The organism is Kribbella voronezhensis (assembly GCF_004365175.1).
GTDB classification, from domain to species: domain Bacteria; phylum Actinomycetota; class Actinomycetes; order Propionibacteriales; family Kribbellaceae; genus Kribbella; species Kribbella voronezhensis.
In genome coordinates, this window is the sequence record NZ_SOCE01000001.1 from 3,922,621 (window position 1) to 3,938,812 (window position 16,192).

The following is a 16,192-nucleotide window of genomic DNA, read 5'->3' on the forward strand; positions in this document are numbered from 1 at the left end:
GCCGCATCCGGGCATCCCGATCGCGGAGATGACAAAAGACAGGGGAGATGGGTCGGGTGGTGTGGGAGGCTTGAGGGGTGCGCATAGCGGTGCTTGGGCCTCTCGCGATGTGGGCGGCCGACGGTAACCCGCTGGACGTCCGCGGACTCCGGCTGCGCGGCCTGCTCGCGCGGCTGGCGCTGGACGCGGGGCGCCCGGTCGGGATCGACACCCTGGTCGACGGGTTGTGGGGCAGTGAGGCGCCGAGCGCCAACGCCCTGCAGTCGCTGGTGTCGCGGCTGCGGGCGAGCCTGCCGGTCACCGAGTCGAGCATCTCGGTGCAGTCCGGGCCGGCCGGTTACATGCTGACGATTCCGCCGGACTCCGTCGACGCGCTGCAGTTCGAAGACCTTGTACTCCGCGGTCGCCGCCTGCTCACCAGCGACCCGGCGCAGGCGAAGGCCCTGCTCACGCAGGCCGAGCGCCTCTGGCGTGGCGACGCGCTCACGGATCTGCGCGACCTGCCCTTCGCCGGGATCGAGGCCGACCGTCTCGCCGAGCTGCGACTGGGCGCGGCCGAGGATCTCGCCGAGGCCGCCGTGACCAGCGGGCACGCGCGCGACGTGATCGCGGAGTTGGAGCGCCTCGCCCTCGCCCAGCCCCTGCGCGAACGCCTGCACGAACTGCTGATGAGAGCCCTGTACGCCGATGGGCGCCAAGCAGAAGCCCTGTCGGCGTACGAGCGGGTCCGGACGACGCTCGCTGACGAGCTGGGTGCTGATCCGGGCACCAGGCTGCGCGAGCTGCATGTCGCAGTACTGCGTGGGGACGTGATCGACCCGGCCGCCGTCGTCGCCGTGCCGACCCCGGTGCAGTCGGCGCCGAAGAGCAACCTGCGCACTCCACTGACCAGTTTCGTGGGCAGGTCCGGCGATGTCGCCGAGCTGACCAGACTGCTCACCAACGGCACGCGGCTCGTCACCATGGTCGGTCCTGGTGGCGCCGGCAAGACCCGGCTGGCGACCGAGACCGGTCGCTCGTTGCTGGAACGTGGCAGCGACGGGATCTGGTTCGTCGAGCTCGCTCCGCTCGGCGATGCGGCCGATGTCGCGCCGGCGATGCTGAGCGCGCTGGGCGCGAGCGAGTACGTCGACAGCATCAAGACCTCGCTGACTCCGACTCACCTGCCCGCCAGCCGGGCCGCCACCGAGCGGCTGGTCGAAGTCATCGCCGATCGGCGCGTGCTGCTGGTGCTGGACAACTGCGAACACCTGGTTCAGGAAGTTGCCGGGCTGGTCGATTCGTTGCTGGCCGTCTGTCCGCGGCTCCGGGTGCTGACGACCAGCCGTGAGCCGCTCAGCATTCCGGGCGAGCATTTGCACCAGGTCGGTCCACTCGGGTTGCCGCCGGAGGACAGCGAGACCGACGCGTACCCGTCGATCCAGCTGTTCGTCGACCGTGCCCGCGCAGTACGGCCGGACTTCGCCGTCACCGACGAGAACCGGAAGGCGATCGCGGAGATCTGCCGCCGCCTGGACGGGATGCCGCTGGCGATCGAGCTGGCTGCGGCCCGGTTGCGTGCGCTGACTCCGGAGCTGATCGTCGAGCGGCTCGCGGACCGGTTCAGGTTGCTGACGAGTGGTTCCAGAACGGCCCTGCCACGGCACCAGACCCTGCGGGCCGTGGTCGAGTGGAGCTGGGACCTGCTGGACTGCGACGAACAGGCCGTCGCCCGTCGGTTGGCCCGCTTCTCCGGCGGCGCCACGCTCGAAGCGGCCGAGCAGGTCTGCAGCGGACCAGGCATACCGCCCGAAGCGGTGCTCGGTGTGCTCGCGTCCCTCGTCGACAAGTCGCTGGTCGAGGCCGTCGCGGGTGAGCGCTCGGTGCGCTACCGGATGCTCGAGACAGTCAAGGCGTACGGCGCTGAGCAGCTCGCCGCGTCCGGTGAACTCGACCAGGTGCGGAAGGCGCACACGCAGTACTTCGTGGACCTGGTTCGCCAGGGGAGCAAGGAGTTGCGGACCGCTTCGCAACTGCAGTGGATCGCCAGGTTCGACGCCGACAACGAGAACCTGCTCGACGCACTCCGGACCGCGGTAGACCTCGGTGACGCGGACACGGCGGTCGGTCTCGTCTCTGTTCTCGGTGAGTACTGGAACATGCGGGGGCGACCGGCCGAGGCGGTCACCTGGTTCGAGGCGGCGCTGGAAGTGCCGGGCCCGAGCGACCCGCTGGTCCGGGCCTACACGCTGATGATGTACGCCATCGGCACCTTGTCGTCCGGTGGCGATGTGGCGGTCTCGTTTCCCAAAGCCATCCGCGGGCTCGCCCGCGTCCGGTTGCTCGCCCGTCGGCATCCGGCCGTCAACGAAGCCGGCGTCGGACGTTTCACCAACGCGATCTGGGCCGCGATCCGCCGCGACAAGGCGGGCTGCTTCCGGGAACTCGACGAGGCCCGGACCCACGACGATCCGTGGACCCGGAACATGGCCGTGATGATGTCGGCGATGTTCCGCGAGAACGAGGGCCAGGTGGACCAGATGGCGGCCGACCTGACGACCGCGCTGGCCGGTTTCCGGGCGCTGGGCGACCGGTGGGGTACCTCCCTGGCACTGCGCGGCCTGGCCAGCCACCAGGGCACGCTCGGCAACTACCGGGAGGCGGTCGACTCCCTCGAGGAGGCGCTGCGGCTCACCAACGAGCTCGGTACCACCGAGGGGCTTTCCCAGCTCCTCGGCCAGCGCGCGATGTACCGGCTCGAGCTCGGTGAGGAGGAGCGAGCCGTCCAGGACCTGCAGCAGTCGCGGCAGTTGGCCGAGGAGACCGGCAGCCGTGGCGGAGAAGGCATCGCGCTGCTCGGGACGGCCGTGATCGCCCGGCGCGCGGGCCGGCTGGACGAGGCGCTGGAGCTGGCGCGGGCGGCGTACGGGACGCTCGATCTCCAGGCCGAGCGGATGGCTCCGCACGGGCAGGCGATGATGCTCGGCCAGCTGACCCGGATCCAGGTCGCCCGCGGCGCCCTCGCGGGGGCGCGCGAGTACGGCCGGCAGGCGGTCGAGCTCGCGTTCGGCACCGAGGACATGCCGCTGGCCGCCGGGATCCTCGAGTCCTGGGCCGAGGTCGAACTGCTGGCCGGCGATGCCGCGCAGGGTGCCCGGACGTTCGGGATCGCCGGGAAGCTGCGCGGCCTGCGGGCCGTCGGCGACTCCGACGTCCGCCGGTGCCAGGAGCGGCTCCGCGAGGCGCTCGGAGCCGACGGGTTCGAGGCGGCCTACGAAGCCGGCGCCGCGCTGACCCGCACAGAAGCTTTGGCCGAGCTCCGGGCCCGGATCGCGCCGGCCTGAGTCAGCTCACCATCAACGACACGGCCAGGTCGCGGAGCGCCTCGGAGATCTTCGCCTCCGGTGGCCGCGGGTCGGCGAGCATCCAGTCGTAGACGACGCTGTTGACAGCGCCGATGAAGCACAGCCCGATGAACCGGAAGTCCTTCGGCTCGATCTCCTGCCGCGCGACCGCGGTCTCGCCGATCTGCACGACGCTGGAGATCAGCAACTCGCGGAAGGCGATCCGCTGCTCCTCGACCGCCGGGCTGATCCCGACCACTTCGACGAACGAGATCCGGGCCCGGCGCGGATCGGCCATGATGGTCTGCAGATAGCCGTCCACGGCCGCCACGATCCGCTCCCGGACCGGAGCGTCGGCGGTCGCGGCCAGCGCCTCACTCGTACTACGGACGCCCACCTCGATGAGCTCCGCGTGCACCGCGAGCAGCACGGCCTCCTTGTTCTGGAACTCGTGGTAGAAGTGCCGCGTTGACACTTTCGCCTGTGCACACAGGCGTTCCACCGAGGTCGCGGGGTAGCCTTCGGTCCCGAACAGCTCCAGCGCGGCGTCCAGCAGACGCTCCCGTCGTGCCGCCTTCCACTCGTCGACCGAGCGCCCGGAATAACGGCGTACGGAGGGTTCGCTCATTGCACCTCTTGTCGATACCCCGTGCCTGAACTCTCGTCATCTTAGCCAGCTCGGCTCTAAATTACCGACCGGTTAACATGCGAAAATAACGCCTTTCGCTTGCTGTGGAAGAGATTGAGGCCGTTCGACCCACGCCGCCGCCTACGACCGCTCCTCCGTCGCCCGCTCAGTGGTGAGGTGGCCGGGCGGAGTGCGGTGGTCGGCGCCACCGCCTCGCACTCGACATCGCGGCAACTTTTCGTTGCTCTCAGCAATGAACTGCTCAGGTCCACCGACTGGCCAGACGACATCCGGGTGTGTTTGATGCTCCTATGGATGATCCGACAGGTGAGCCACGAAGGACATCGATGGACGCGCCGCGCTTGACCCACGTGAGGGTGAACGTGCGATCTCTCGTCCAGGCGATCGAATGGTACGAGGAGCTGCTCGGCGTTTCGGCCGAGGGTCATTGGCCGCGAGATGCCCCGACCTATGCGCATTTCACCCTCGGTCCGACGCAGTTCGCTCTTGGGGAGTACGAGCCGGCGCCGGCGGTTGGTGCACGGTTCAACTTCGAGGTCGACGACGTCGACGAGTGGTGGGCACGCCTGCGACTGAAAGCTGAAGTGATCGAGCCGCTTCAAGATACGCCGTACGGCAGCCGCAAATTCACCATTTGCGATCCGGACGGCAACGAACTCGGCTTCGTTCAGTCATAGTTCCGAATGCGCGTTCGCCAGGACCCGCCGACGGCGCCCGTAGGTGGCGGCGTGGGTTGCGCGGCCGGCACCTACAGGCGCTCTTGTTTACAAGGGTTTTCAGGTACGGCGGCGGTAAGCGCGGATCGCCAGCGGCGCGAATACCGCGATCAGGCCGACCATCCAGGCCAGCGTGATCAGCAGCGGCTTCTGGATCGGGCCGCCGAGCATCAGGCCGCGCATGACGTCGACCAGGTGGGCGACCGGGTTGATCTTGACCCAGGACTGCAGGAAGCCGGGCAGCGTGCCGGTCTGGACGAAGATGTTGCTGCCGAAGGTGAGCGGGAACATCACCAGGAACGCGATGCCCTGCACACCCTGCGCGGTCTTCAGTTTCAGTCCCAGCCAGACCCAGATCCAGCACAGCGAGAGGGCGAAGAGCAGCACCACGAGGCAGGCGAGCAGCCCGTTGCCGACGCCGTTCTCGAACCGGAAGCCCAGGATGAAGCCTGTGGTCATCAAGATCACGATCGACAGCGTGTACCGGACCGCGTCGCCCAGCACCGCGCCGATCAGCGGCGCCACCCTGGCGATCGGCAGGCTGCGGAACCGGTCGAAGACGCCCTTGGCGAAGTCGTCGTTCAGCCCGACGCCGGTACCCATGGTCGAGAAGACCACCGTCTGGACCAGCAGACCCGGCAACAGATACGGCAGGTAGTCGTGCCAGGTGCCGCCGTTCGCGATGGCACCGCCGAAGACGAACAGGAACAGCAGCAGGAAGATGATCGGCTGGAACGTCACGTCCGCCAGCGCTTCGGGGTTCTGCTTGATCCGGACGATGTTGCGCCAGGCGAGCGTCAGGCTCTGCTCGATCCAGGCGAACGGCCTGCTCCGGTGGGCGGCGTGCGCCGCGACAGGTTCCAGCGTGGCGGTGCTCATCGGCCCGCTCCTTCCAGTACTGCGGTGTCTTGGACGGCGGCGTGGCCGACCAGCGCGAGGAAGACCTCGTCCAGGCTCGGCAGCCGCAGGGACAGTTCGGTGACGGCGATGCCGGCCTCGTCGAGCCGGCGGACCACGATGGGCATCGAGGTACCGTCCGGCACCGGAGCGCTGACCACCGCGTTCACCACGTCGACTGTCGGCCGTACGCCGACGGCCTCGGCGACGATGGCGGCGACCCGCTCCAGGTGGCCGGGCTCGGCCGGCCGTACGTCGAGGGTCTGCCGACCGGCCTGGGCCTTCAGTTCGGCCGGACGGCCCGAGGCCACCACCCTGCCCTTGTCGAAGACCATCAGCGAGTCGGCCAGCGCGTCGGCCTCTTCCAGGTACTGCGTGGTCAGCAGCACCGTGGTGCCGTCGAGGACCAGGTTGCGGATGGTCTCCCACACCCCGTTGCGGGCGTGCGGGTCGAGACCGGTGGTGGGCTCGTCGAGGTACAGGATGCTCGGGTTGCCGACGAGGCTGGCGGCCAGGTCGAGCCGGCGCCGCATACCGCCGGAGTACGTCTTGGCGATCCGGTCGCCGGCCTCGCTGAGTTCGAACCGCTCGAGCAGTTCGGTCGCCCGCAGCTTGGCCTGTGCCCGGGGCATTCCGAGCAGCCGGCCGATCATGACCAGGTTGCGGTGACCTGACATGTCCTCGTCGACCGACGCGTACTGGCCCGTCAGGCCGATGATCTCGCGGACCCGGGGCGCCTCGCGGACGACGTCGAACCCGCCGACCGTCGCGTGCCCGGCATCCGGCCGCAGCAACGTGCCGAGGATCCGGACCGCCGTGGTCTTGCCGGCGCCGTTCGGGCCGAGGACGCCGAGGACGGTGCCGGTCGGCACGGTCAGGTCCACGCCGGCCAGCGCGGTGGTGGTGCCGAATTTCTTGACCAGACCTTCGGCCGAGATGGCGACCTGGTTCGTTGTGGACATCGGTTCCTCCCAGATGACTGTTTCCGGGACAACCGTGCTCCTGGTCGCTGGTACCGCTCTGTCACTCGGCTGAGAGCGCGTATCAGCCGGTGCCAGCGGCTGACATCAACTCGTCAGCGGGACGACCTGGTTGGCGCGCAGCGCCTCGTAGACCTCAGGGTTGTACCTGGCCAGCGTCGCGCGGGCGCGGCGCCGGTACCGCAGGATCTGCACCGTCCCGAGACCCCACAACACGTACTGGAACGTCAGCGCCCACTTGAAGTCGCCGATGCCTTGCGGAGCGCCACCGGACGACGCGTCCAGCAGTACGCCGACCATGCCGATGCAGATCAGCGTGGCGATGAACCCGCCGGTGTTGACCATCCCGTTGGCCGCGCCGAACCTGGTCGCCGGGTTGAACGTCCGCGCATAGTCCAGCCCGAGCATCGATCCGGGACCACCAGCGGCCTGTACGACGATCAGCAGGAGCAGCACAGGCATCGGGGCACGCCCGGGCCAGAGCAGTACTACGGTCCACATCGTCACGGAGCCCGCGATCACCGCCAGCACGATCCACGAGCGATAGAAGGGGAACTTCGCGGCGTACCGGCCGACCAGGGGGCCGTAGCAGAGGCCGGCCAGGACGGGCAGGATCAGCATGGAGGCCGCTGTCGTCGGCGCGAGCCCCTCGCCGCGGACCAGGAACGGGTAGCCCCAGAGCAGTCCGAAGGTGCTCCCGGAGAAGCTGGTGGTGAAGTGGGTCCAGAGTCCGAGTCGGGTGCCCGGCTCCTTCCAGGCCCGGCGCAGGTTCCGGCGAACCTCGGTGAGCGATTGCTTCGTCCGGTGCAGCGGCTCGTCGTACGGGCTGTTGCGGAGCAGGAAGATGACGGCCAGGCCGGTGACCAGGCTCAGTACGCTCGCGCCGGCGAAGGTGGCGGTCCAGCCGAACGCGTTGAACGCAGCGGCCATCGGTACGGTCGACACGATCGCGCCGATACCACCGAGCATTCCGGTCGCCTGCGACATCACCGGCTGGCGAAGCGCCGGGAACCACGACATCACGACACGCAGGACGCTGATGAAGACGAGCGCGTCGCCGACGCCCAGTACTGCGCGAGCGGCGAGCGCGGCTGGGTAGGAATCGACCAGGCTGAAGGCGGACTGCGCGACGAAGAGCAGGCCGGATGCGGCGATCAGCAGCCGCCTGGAGCCGTAGCGGTCCAGCAGGATGCCGACTGGGACCTGCATGGCGGCGTACACGGTCAACTGGACGACTGTGAAGCTGGCGAGGGCGGACGCGGAGATGTGGAACCGCTCGGCCGCTTGCAGGCCGGCGACGCTCATGGAGCCGCGGTGCAGGACGGTGACGAGGTAGGTGAAGACAGCGGTCGCCCACACCGCCCAGGCCCGCCGACCGCCCAGGGGGAAGAGGAGCTCGGTCACTGCACGCCCCGCAGATCTGTCGCGGCGACGTGGATGTGGGCGATGACGAGCTCGCGGAACCGCTTGGCGCTGTTCCCGCAGAGGGCGTCGATCATCTCCTGGTGCGCGGCGACGGACTTGTCCATCCGGGCCGGCTGCACCTCGATCCCCGGGACGCCCATCCGGACCTGGCGATCGCGGAGGCTGTTGTAGAGCTTGGCGAGGATCTGGTTGCCGGCGGCACCGACGATGGCCTCGTGGAAGGCCCGGTCGGCCTCCAGGAAGCTCTTCGCGTCGCCGGCCTTCTTGTGCTTGCGCATCTCCTGGACCAGCGGGACCAGCTTGTCGACCAGTTGCTTGCGTCGCGGCCAGACCTTGGCGGCGGCGTGCGTCTCGATCAACTCGCGCGCTTCGAGGACGTCGTTGATCTCCTGCGGCAGGACCGGCAGGACCAGCGCGCCCTTCTTCGGGTACAGCTTGACCAGGCCGGACTCTTCCAGGCGCAACAGGGCCTCGCGTACCGGCGTACGGGAGACTCCGACTGCTGTCGCCAGCTCTCCTTCGGTCAGCAACTCGCCGCCGGGGTAGACCCGGTCGAGGATCGCTGCCTTGACATACGCGTAGACGCGCTCCGCTGCCGGGATCCGCTCGGCCGCCGGACCCTCCTCGGCGACGATCCGCGCGATCTCGGTCGTCTCGTCCCCCAGCACCACCCTCGCCGGCTCTTGCTCCGGCACCCCGCTACTCAACTCTCACCCTCACTCATACATCTCGTATCTGTGTTGTATCTATCTTACACACATCAGGATGACGGCTCCGGCTGGTCCATTCGGTCACGTTTCCGAGCCGCTCGCCGTCAGTGAGGAGCGAACGAGCCCTGAGGGCAGGACTCCCGACCTGAAAGAGCAGTCATGACCAGACATCGAACCTCCGGAGCGCCGCCGAGCCCTTCCACCGCGGGTACCTTCGCCCGCACCTACGCGCGGGTCGTGGCCGGCCGCCGGACCAAATGGGCCGTCCTCGTGCTCTGGGTGCTACTCATCGGCGTCGGCGGATCACTGGCGGCGAAGCTCGGCGACGTCCAGAACAACGAGGCGGAGACCTGGTTGCCGACGAACGCGCAGGCGACCAGGGCGGTGAAGATCGCCGAGGACTACTTCCAGGACAAGGGGCGGGTCGGCGCGGTCGTCGTCTACGCCCGCGAGGACGGCCTCACCGACGTCGACCTCGCCAAGGTGAACGCCGACCGGCAGAGGTTCGTGGCGAACTCGCTCGCGGCTGCCGACGTACCCCCGGTGACCGTCGCCGCCGATCGGAAGGCCGCGTTCCTCAGCGTCCCCGTCAAGTCGGACCAGAGCGACAACAGCGTCCTCGGCGACGGGGTGAAGCGCCTGCGCGACGCCGCCGGTCAGGACGCGCCGGCCGGTCTCGACGTCAAGATCGCGGGCCAGGCCGGAAACATCGCCGACTTCATCGATGTGTACTCCGGTATGGACGGTGCGCTGATGGCCGCCACGCTCGGACTCGTCGCCGTCTTCCTGCTGTTCACCTATCGCAGCCCGATCCTCTGGCTGATCCCGCTGCTGTCGGTCGGCCTGGCGAGTCAGGTCGCGAGCGCAGTGGTCTATCTGCTGGCCAAACATGCGGGCCTGACCGTCAATGGCCAGAGCGCCTATGTGCTGGTCGTTCTCGTGCTGGGAGTCGGTACGGACTACGCGCTGCTGCTGATCGCGCGCTACCGCGAGGAACTGCATCGACAGGAGGACCGGCACGAGGCGATGGAGTACGCGCTGCGCCGCTGCCTGCCCGCCATCACGGCGTCCGCGGCGACGGTCGGGATTGCCACGATCTGCCTGGTGTTCGGCTCGATGAATTCCACTCGGGGCCTAGGCCCGGTGGTTGCGCTCGGCGTGGTCATCGTCTACTTCGCGATGACCACTCTGCTGCCGGCCTTCCTGGTGGTCCTTGGGCGCTGGGTGTTCTGGCCGTTCACCCCGCGCTACTCGGCGGATCACGTGGACTCGAGCGCCGAGAAGGAGCACGGCTTCTGGGCTCGCGTCTCCGGCTTCGTCGGGCGCCGGCCACGGCCGATCTGGATCGGGGCGACGCTGGTGCTGGTGGCACTGGCATTCGGAGCGATGTCGCTGTCCACCGGGCAGACCCAGGCAGAGCAGTTCACCAAGAAGGTCGATTCGGTGGCGGGCCAGGACCTGATCGCCCGGCATTTCCCGGCCGGCTCCTCCGCGCCCGCCGACGTCTACGTCAAGGACGGTGGCGCGACGGCGGCACTCGCCGTGGTCCAGCAGGTGCCTGGCATCACCAGCGCCTCGACCATCGCCACCAAGAACGGCTGGACCCGGATCGAGGCCGTTCTGAAGGACGCCCCGGACACCCAGGCCGCCCGCTCGACCGTCGAGCACCTCCGTACGGCGCTCGCAAGCAACCAGGGTGAGGCAAAGTCGGCGGTGGTCGGCGGCCAGACGGCGGTCGCCCTCGACACCTCCGATGCCCAGAGCGAGGAGGAGAAGCTCCTCATCCCGCTGATCCTGGCGGTGGTGCTGATCATGTTGATCATCCTGCTCCGGGCGTTGACGGCGCCGCTCGTACTGCTCTTGTCGGTGGTGCTCTCCTACACCGCGGCCGTGGGATCGGCCGCCCTGCTCTTCCACGCCGTCGGACATCCGAGGATCGACCGCGGGCTGCTGCTCTTCGGCTTCCTGTTCCTGGTCGCCCTCGGCGTGGACTACACGATCTTCTTGATGACCCGGGCTCGCGAGGAGGTCGGCAAGCGTGGTCACCGCGACGGCGTCCTCACCAGCCTCACCGTCACCGGTGGGGTGATCACCTCGGCGGGATTGGTGCTGGCGGCAACCTTCAGCGTGCTGGCAGCGATCCCGACGGTCGCCTCCCTGCAGCAGGGGCTGCTGGTCGCGGTCGGCATCCTGCTGGACACCTTCATCGTGCGCAGCCTCCTGATCCCGGCGCTCGCGCTGGAACTCGGTCCGAGGTTCTGGCGCCCCGGCCACCCCGAACGCGCGAAGGCGGATCGCTCCATCGTCTCGCCCGCGGAACCGGCGCGGCTGGGCTGATGCAGGAGTCACAGGTGGCGGGTCATGGGGGCGACAGTTCGAGCGAGGAGAAGCCATGAAGTTGCCCATCCTGGTGACCGGCGGCACGGGCACCCTGGGACGACTGGTCGCGCGGCTGAGCGACGCGGGCGCGCGGAAGTCCGCGTGCTCAGGGCCAGATCACCAGTTACAAGGTGACGCCAGGCTCGACCGATGACGACACCGAAATGCCGGCCGGCGCTCGGGGTGGTGGAGGCGTCCGGCCGGCGCCGGCGGGCGCTGGACGAGCCGGCCGGACGGGTGCCGGATCTGGTCGGGCCGGAGGAGACCGACGCGGTCGCGATGATCCGGGTTATCTCGAGGCGGTTCACCAGGGCGCTCGCGTGGTACCGGTGTGGATGCCGGGATCGGGAAGATTCGCTCCGGCGGGTTGCTGCCTCGAGGACCGGTGGGTTCCTACACCACAGGCCGGTCAGCTGGCAGCAGTTCCTGGCGAGAAGGCTCGGCTGACAGTGGGTGTGGACAACGGGTGTCAACAGGCGAGCTGCGCCTGGATCGGCTGCTGACTCCACAACTTGTCCACCTGTGGAGCCCGCTTGTCCACGGGTTATCCACAGGGCCTTCCACAGCTGTGGGCAAGGGGTTGGCGGCGGAGTGTGACAGTGGGGACTGTGGGTAGTGGGGAATGCAGGGTTTCCCGTGTCTTGGGTGGCCAGGAGTCGTTGGGGTCACTAACCGTCCTAGAGTCGGCCGGAGCGTTTCCGTTCACTCGCTGTCGCCCCGAGGAGAGAGTGTGTCCCGAACCTTTGGTATCCGCCGGCTGAGTGCCGGACTGGCCGTCGCCGCGTTGGCGATCACCACGGCCGGCGCTGCAACCGCCGCACAGGCGTCGCCGTACGCGGCGGCCGGCGCGACCACTGCAGCCGCCGAGCCTGGTGTGCTGATGAACTACGTGGTGAACACGAAGGCCAGTCCGGGGCATGTGCGAAAGGTCGTTGCCGCGGTCAAGGCCGCCGGTGGCACCGTGGTGCAGGCGTACGACGAGATCGGCGTAGTGGTCGCCCAGTCGACCAACCCCGACTTCCGTACCGACGTACGGGCCGGCCGCAACGGTCGCGAGGTCCAGTCGGTCGGGGCCACCCGGACCGCCGCCGTCAGCGAGGGCCCGGTCGGCTCCGCTGCCGCCAAGCTCACCTCGGCCAAGGGGATGATGGCCGGCCAGGCCGCGCCGGTCGCCGACCCGCGCGAGGCCGAGCAGTGGGACATGAAGCAGATCAAGGCCGACCAGGCGCACGAGGTCACCGACGGTTCGCGCCGGGTGCTGGTCGGGATCAACGACAGCGGTGTGGACGACACGCACCCGGACCTGGCGCCGAACTTCGACGCCCGCGACTCGGTGAACTGCATCAACAACGGCGTACCCGACACCACGGCCGGCGCCTGGCGGCCGACCACCAGCCCGCACGGCACGCACGTGGCCGGCACCGTGGCCGCCGCCCGGAACGGCATCGGCATCGTCGGGGTCGCGCCGGGCGTCCGGATCGCCTCGGTGAAGGTCGTGAACGACGACGGGTTCATCTACCCGGAGTACGCGATCTGCGGTTGGATCTGGGCCGCCGAGCACCACATGGACGTGACCAACCACAGCTACTACATCGACCCGTGGGAATTCTGGTGCAAGGACAACGGCGACCAGGGCGCCGTCCAGGAGTCGGTACGGCGTGCTGTCGCGTTCGCCACCAAGAAGGGCGTGTTGTCCGTCGCGGCGGCCGGTAACTCGAACTACGACCTGGCCAACAAGACCACCGACAACGGCAGCCCGGACGACAGCACTCCGGCACCGCGCCAGATCGACAACAGCTGCCTCGACCTGCCGACCGAACTGCCCGGCGTGATCACGGTCGCCAGCACCACTCAGACGAGGGCGCGGAGCAGCTTCTCCAACTTCGGCCTGAACAAGATCGACGTCGCGGCTCCTGGTAGCGGCATCCTGTCCACCCTTCCGGGCGGCGGCTACGGCACCATGAGCGGTACTTCGATGGCGTCGCCGCACGTCACCGGCGTGGCAGCCCTGATGAAGTCGGCCCACCCGTGGTGGACCCCGCGCGACCTCGAGAAGGCCCTCCGCAAGGAAGCCGACGACACCGCGTGCCCGACCACCCCGGACGCCCGCTGCACCGGCACCACCGCCAACAACGCCTTCTTCGGCGAAGGCATCGCAGACGCCCTCGACGCAGTACACCGCCCCTGAACAGAGCCAGGGGATCCTCCGCCCAGGACCCCCTGGCTCCTACCCCGCCGAAGTACACGGCAAGCCTGTAGCCCCGAGTTGGAAGGCTCGGGGCTACAGGTCGGTGTCAGCCGGTTCTGCCGTCGAGGAGCTCTCGGAGGATGTCGAGGTGGCCCAGGTGGCGGGCTGTTTCCTCGATCATGTGGCAGAGGATGAATCGCACTGACGCCTGGGCCCCTGTGGGGTCCGGTGCGCGTTGTACGTCGTCGAGGGAGAAGCGGGCGACGATCTCGTTCGATCGAGCGCATTCCTCTTCGTACTCGTCCAGCAGGCGGGCCAGCGGGACGCCGTCCACCATCATCTCCTCGTTCCGCGGACCGCCTTCGGTCCACGGTGTCTGGCCGGTGTCCGGGACGCCGAGCAGGTCCTCGTGGAACCAGGAGTACTCGATCCAGCGCATGTGCGACACGATCCCCGCGATCGTCATCAACGGCGAGGTCGGCAGCAGTTTGCGGTAGGCGTCAGCTTCGCTCAGCCCTTCGCACTTGCCGCGGACGAGCGACCGCTGCAGATCGAGCCAGCCGATCAGCTGGGTCCGCTCGTCGCCGGTCAGCGGTGGCCGGCCCGTCACTCGGGCGCCTTGGTGTAGCTGGTCGTACCGTCCAGCAGTTCGCGGATGATGTCGAGGTGACCCAGATGCCGCGCGGTCTCCTCGATCATGTGGCACAGGATGTACCGCAACGAGGCGGCTTCCCCCTTGGCGACGTACGGGCCCTTCTCCACCTCGTCCAGCGACAACCCGGCGATCGTCTCGTTCGACCGGGCGCACTCGGCGTCGTACTCGTCCAGCAACTGAGCCAGCGGTACGTCGTCGACGAACATCTCCGCGTCGGGATGCCCGTCCTCGGTCCACGGGGTCTGGCCGGTGTCCGGCACGCCCATCAGGTTGAGCTGGAACCAGGAGTACTCGTTCCAGCGCAGGTGGGCCACCAGGCCCGCCATCGTCATCAGCGGCGAGGTCGGAAGCAACTTGCGATGCGCGTCTTCCTCGCCGAGGCCTGCGCACTTCATCCGGACGAAGGATCGCTGCAGATCCAGCCAGCCGGTCAGTTGGGTCCGCTCGTCAGAGGTCAGCGGCGGACGGGAAACAACAGTCATTCAAAGCTCCAAGAAAGAAAGGAGCTGCCCGGGATCTCAGTCGCGGGTGCGACGGGCAGGCAGCACGACGGGAACACTCGACATCGCGCTCACCTCCCTTCCGTCGCTCGACCGCAACCTTAGCGAAGCCGGGATCGAACACCTACTGATTTAGCAGGCGTGCCTTCACCTCGTTCTTGAGCACCTTGCCCACCTTGGACCGGGGCAGGTCGTCCCAGACCACGACCTGCTTGGGCGTCTTCACCCCACCGAGCCGGCTCTTGACGAAGTTCCGTACTTCGGACTCGGTCACGGTCAGCCCCGGATGCAGTTGCAGTACGGCGGTCACCCGCTCGCCCCACTTCTCGTCGGGCATCCCGACGACAGCGCAGTCGCGAACGGCCGGGTAGGCCATCAGCGCCTGCTCGACCTCGGCCGAGTAGACGTTGAATCCGCCGGTGATGATCATGTCTTTCGCTCGATCCACTAGGTAGAGGTAGTTGAACTCGTCGAGGAACCCGATGTCCCCCGTGTGATGCCAGCCGTACTGCGAGGAAGCCGCCGTCGCCTCCGGGTCCCGGTAGTAGCCGGCCATCACCAGCGACCCGCGGACCACGATCTCGCCGCGTTCGCCGCGATCGGCCAGCCGCCCGTCGTCGGTCATGATCGCGACCTGGGTGAGCGGACTCGGCCGGCCCGCGGAGGTGAACCGCTCGACCGCCATCGAGCCGTCGGCGTGGAAGTGGTCGGCCGGCGCCATCGTCGAGATCATCATGGGCGCCTCGCTCTGACCGAACAGTTGCGCCATCACCGGCCCGATCCGCCTCAGCGCCTCTTCCAGCCGCGCCGCCGACATCGGCGCGGCGCCGTACCAGAAGCACTGCAGGGAGCTCAGCTCCGTTGTGGGCAAGGCGTCGTGCGACAGCAGCATGTAGATGAGCGTCGGCGGCAAGAAGGTATGGGTGACCCCATGCCGTTCGATCAACGCCAGGAAGTCGCCCAGATCGGGCGTGGGCATGATCACCACCTCGCCGCCGAGGGCGAGGATCGGGAAGCACAGAACGCCGGCCGCATGCGTCAACGGAGCAAGCGCGAGGTACACCGGCCGCCCCTCGAACGGGTAGCTCATCAAGGTGATCGCCGACATCGTCTCCAGGTTCCGCCCGGTCAGCATCACCCCCTTCGGCCGGCCGGTGGTCCCGCCGGTGCCCACCAGGATCGCGAGGTCGTCGAGGTCCGGCGCCTCCCACGGATCAGCCGGTACGCCGTCCAGCCAGTCGACCAAGCTCATTGCTCCCGGCAACGAGTCGTCCAGGCAGATCACCGTGGTCAGCTTCGGCAGCTCCGGCAGGATCCGTTCGACCAGCGGGAGGAACGCGCGCTGGAAGATCAGGCAGGAGCAGTCGAAGGAGTCCAGCAGTTCGCGGTTCTCCGCCGCCTCGTTGCGGGGGTTGATCGGGCACCAGATCGCGCCGGCCCGGGAGATGCCGAACACACAGGCGAACGAGATCGGGTTGTTCGCCGACAGGATGGCGACCTTGTCGCCCGGTGAGATCCCGGACTTGTGCAGGGCACGGGCCACCTGGTGGGAGAACTCCTGGACCTCGGCATAGCTGAGACTGGCCCCGGTCATGGTCAGGCAGGGCTCGTCCGGTCCGAGCGAGGCGCCCTTGTCGAGGTAGTCGAACAACCGCACGCCAGCTCCCAAACGCGATTCCCCAGTCCCGGCAGGTGGATCCAGGTGCAGGTGCGGGAGTGCCCGGGGGGTGGGTAGAACTCCCGCACCTGGTCCTGGTGTCCCGCGCCGGG

At 68.4% G+C, this 16,192-nt stretch carries 14 protein-coding genes; 6 read left to right on the forward strand and 8 right to left on the reverse strand.

The genetic code is table 11. The annotated features are described in order from the left end of the window. Positions 1 to 89 precede the first annotated feature (89 nt). A complete protein-coding gene (locus tag EV138_RS18160) occupies positions 90 to 3,323 on the forward strand; it encodes an ATP-binding protein (protein ID WP_166678627.1) in 3,234 nt (1,077 codons plus the stop codon). 1 nt (position 3,324) lies between these two features. On the opposite strand, the gene EV138_RS18165 is transcribed toward EV138_RS18160, so the two are convergent. Then, entirely contained in the window at positions 3,325 to 3,951 is a 627-nt protein-coding gene (locus tag EV138_RS18165) for a TetR/AcrR family transcriptional regulator (RefSeq protein ID WP_133980068.1), read from the reverse strand. A gap of 347 nt (positions 3,952 to 4,298) precedes the next feature. Between EV138_RS18165 and EV138_RS18170 the strand changes: the two genes are divergently transcribed. Further along, on the forward strand, positions 4,299 to 4,649 hold the full coding sequence (locus EV138_RS18170; protein ID WP_166678628.1) for a VOC family protein: 351 nt from the start codon (positions 4,299 to 4,301) through the stop codon (positions 4,647 to 4,649). Between the two features lie 99 nt (positions 4,650 to 4,748). On the opposite strand, the gene EV138_RS18175 is transcribed toward EV138_RS18170, so the two are convergent. From EV138_RS18175 to EV138_RS18190, 4 genes are all read right to left on the reverse strand, one after another. Continuing rightward, a complete protein-coding gene (locus tag EV138_RS18175) occupies positions 4,749 to 5,567 on the reverse strand; it encodes an ABC transporter permease (protein WP_133980070.1) in 819 nt (272 codons plus the stop codon). Continuing rightward, positions 5,564 to 6,547, reverse strand: a complete 984-nt coding sequence (locus EV138_RS18180; protein WP_133980071.1) for an ATP-binding cassette domain-containing protein — start codon at positions 6,545 to 6,547, stop codon at positions 5,564 to 5,566. The genes EV138_RS18175 and EV138_RS18180 overlap by 4 nt, the downstream gene beginning before the upstream one ends. 105 nt (positions 6,548 to 6,652) lie before the next feature. After that, a complete protein-coding gene (locus EV138_RS18185) occupies positions 6,653 to 7,969 on the reverse strand; it encodes an MFS transporter (protein ID WP_133980072.1) in 1,317 nt (438 codons plus the stop codon). After that, positions 7,966 to 8,685: a GntR family transcriptional regulator gene (locus EV138_RS18190; protein ID WP_238158209.1), complete on the reverse strand. Its 720-nt coding sequence runs from the start codon at positions 8,683 to 8,685 to the stop codon at positions 7,966 to 7,968. The genes EV138_RS18185 and EV138_RS18190 overlap by 4 nt, the downstream gene beginning before the upstream one ends. A gap of 174 nt (positions 8,686 to 8,859) precedes the next feature. Here EV138_RS18190 and EV138_RS18195 point away from each other — a divergent pair, with 174 nt between their 5' ends. The 4 genes from EV138_RS18195 to EV138_RS18205 all read left to right on the forward strand — a co-directional run bounded on the left by EV138_RS18195 (position 8,860) and on the right by EV138_RS18205 (position 13,267). Beyond that, positions 8,860 to 11,037 carry an MMPL family transporter gene (locus EV138_RS18195; protein ID WP_133980073.1) on the forward strand — a complete coding sequence of 726 codons (2,178 nt, stop codon included), beginning with the start codon at positions 8,860 to 8,862 and terminating at the stop codon, positions 11,035 to 11,037. 55 nt (positions 11,038 to 11,092) lie between these two features. Then, a complete protein-coding gene (locus EV138_RS37320) occupies positions 11,093 to 11,233 on the forward strand; it encodes a hypothetical protein (RefSeq protein ID WP_166678629.1) in 141 nt (46 codons plus the stop codon). Continuing rightward, on the forward strand, positions 11,230 to 11,526 hold the full coding sequence (locus EV138_RS18200) for a hypothetical protein (protein ID WP_133980074.1): 297 nt from the start codon (positions 11,230 to 11,232) through the stop codon (positions 11,524 to 11,526). Before EV138_RS37320 ends, EV138_RS18200 begins: the two co-directional genes overlap by 4 nt. 283 nt (positions 11,527 to 11,809) lie before the next feature. Further along, positions 11,810 to 13,267, forward strand: a complete 1,458-nt coding sequence (locus EV138_RS18205) for a S8 family peptidase (RefSeq protein WP_202866759.1) — start codon at positions 11,810 to 11,812, stop codon at positions 13,265 to 13,267. A 106-nt stretch (positions 13,268 to 13,373) separates the two neighbouring features. On the opposite strand, the gene EV138_RS18210 is transcribed toward EV138_RS18205, so the two are convergent. The 3 genes from EV138_RS18210 to EV138_RS18220 all read right to left on the reverse strand — a co-directional run bounded on the left by EV138_RS18210 (position 13,374) and on the right by EV138_RS18220 (position 16,079). Next, positions 13,374 to 13,877 carry a DinB family protein gene (locus EV138_RS18210; protein ID WP_133980076.1) on the reverse strand — a complete coding sequence of 168 codons (504 nt, stop codon included), beginning with the start codon at positions 13,875 to 13,877 and terminating at the stop codon, positions 13,374 to 13,376. Beyond that, positions 13,874 to 14,404: a DinB family protein gene (locus EV138_RS18215; RefSeq protein ID WP_133980077.1), complete on the reverse strand. Its 531-nt coding sequence runs from the start codon at positions 14,402 to 14,404 to the stop codon at positions 13,874 to 13,876. Before EV138_RS18215 ends, EV138_RS18210 begins: the two co-directional genes overlap by 4 nt. Positions 14,405 to 14,546: 142 nt before the next feature. Continuing rightward, positions 14,547 to 16,079, reverse strand: coding sequence for an acyl-CoA synthetase (locus EV138_RS18220; RefSeq protein WP_133980078.1), 1,533 nt, complete (start codon positions 16,077 to 16,079; stop codon positions 14,547 to 14,549). Positions 16,080 to 16,192: the final 113 nt, after the last annotated feature.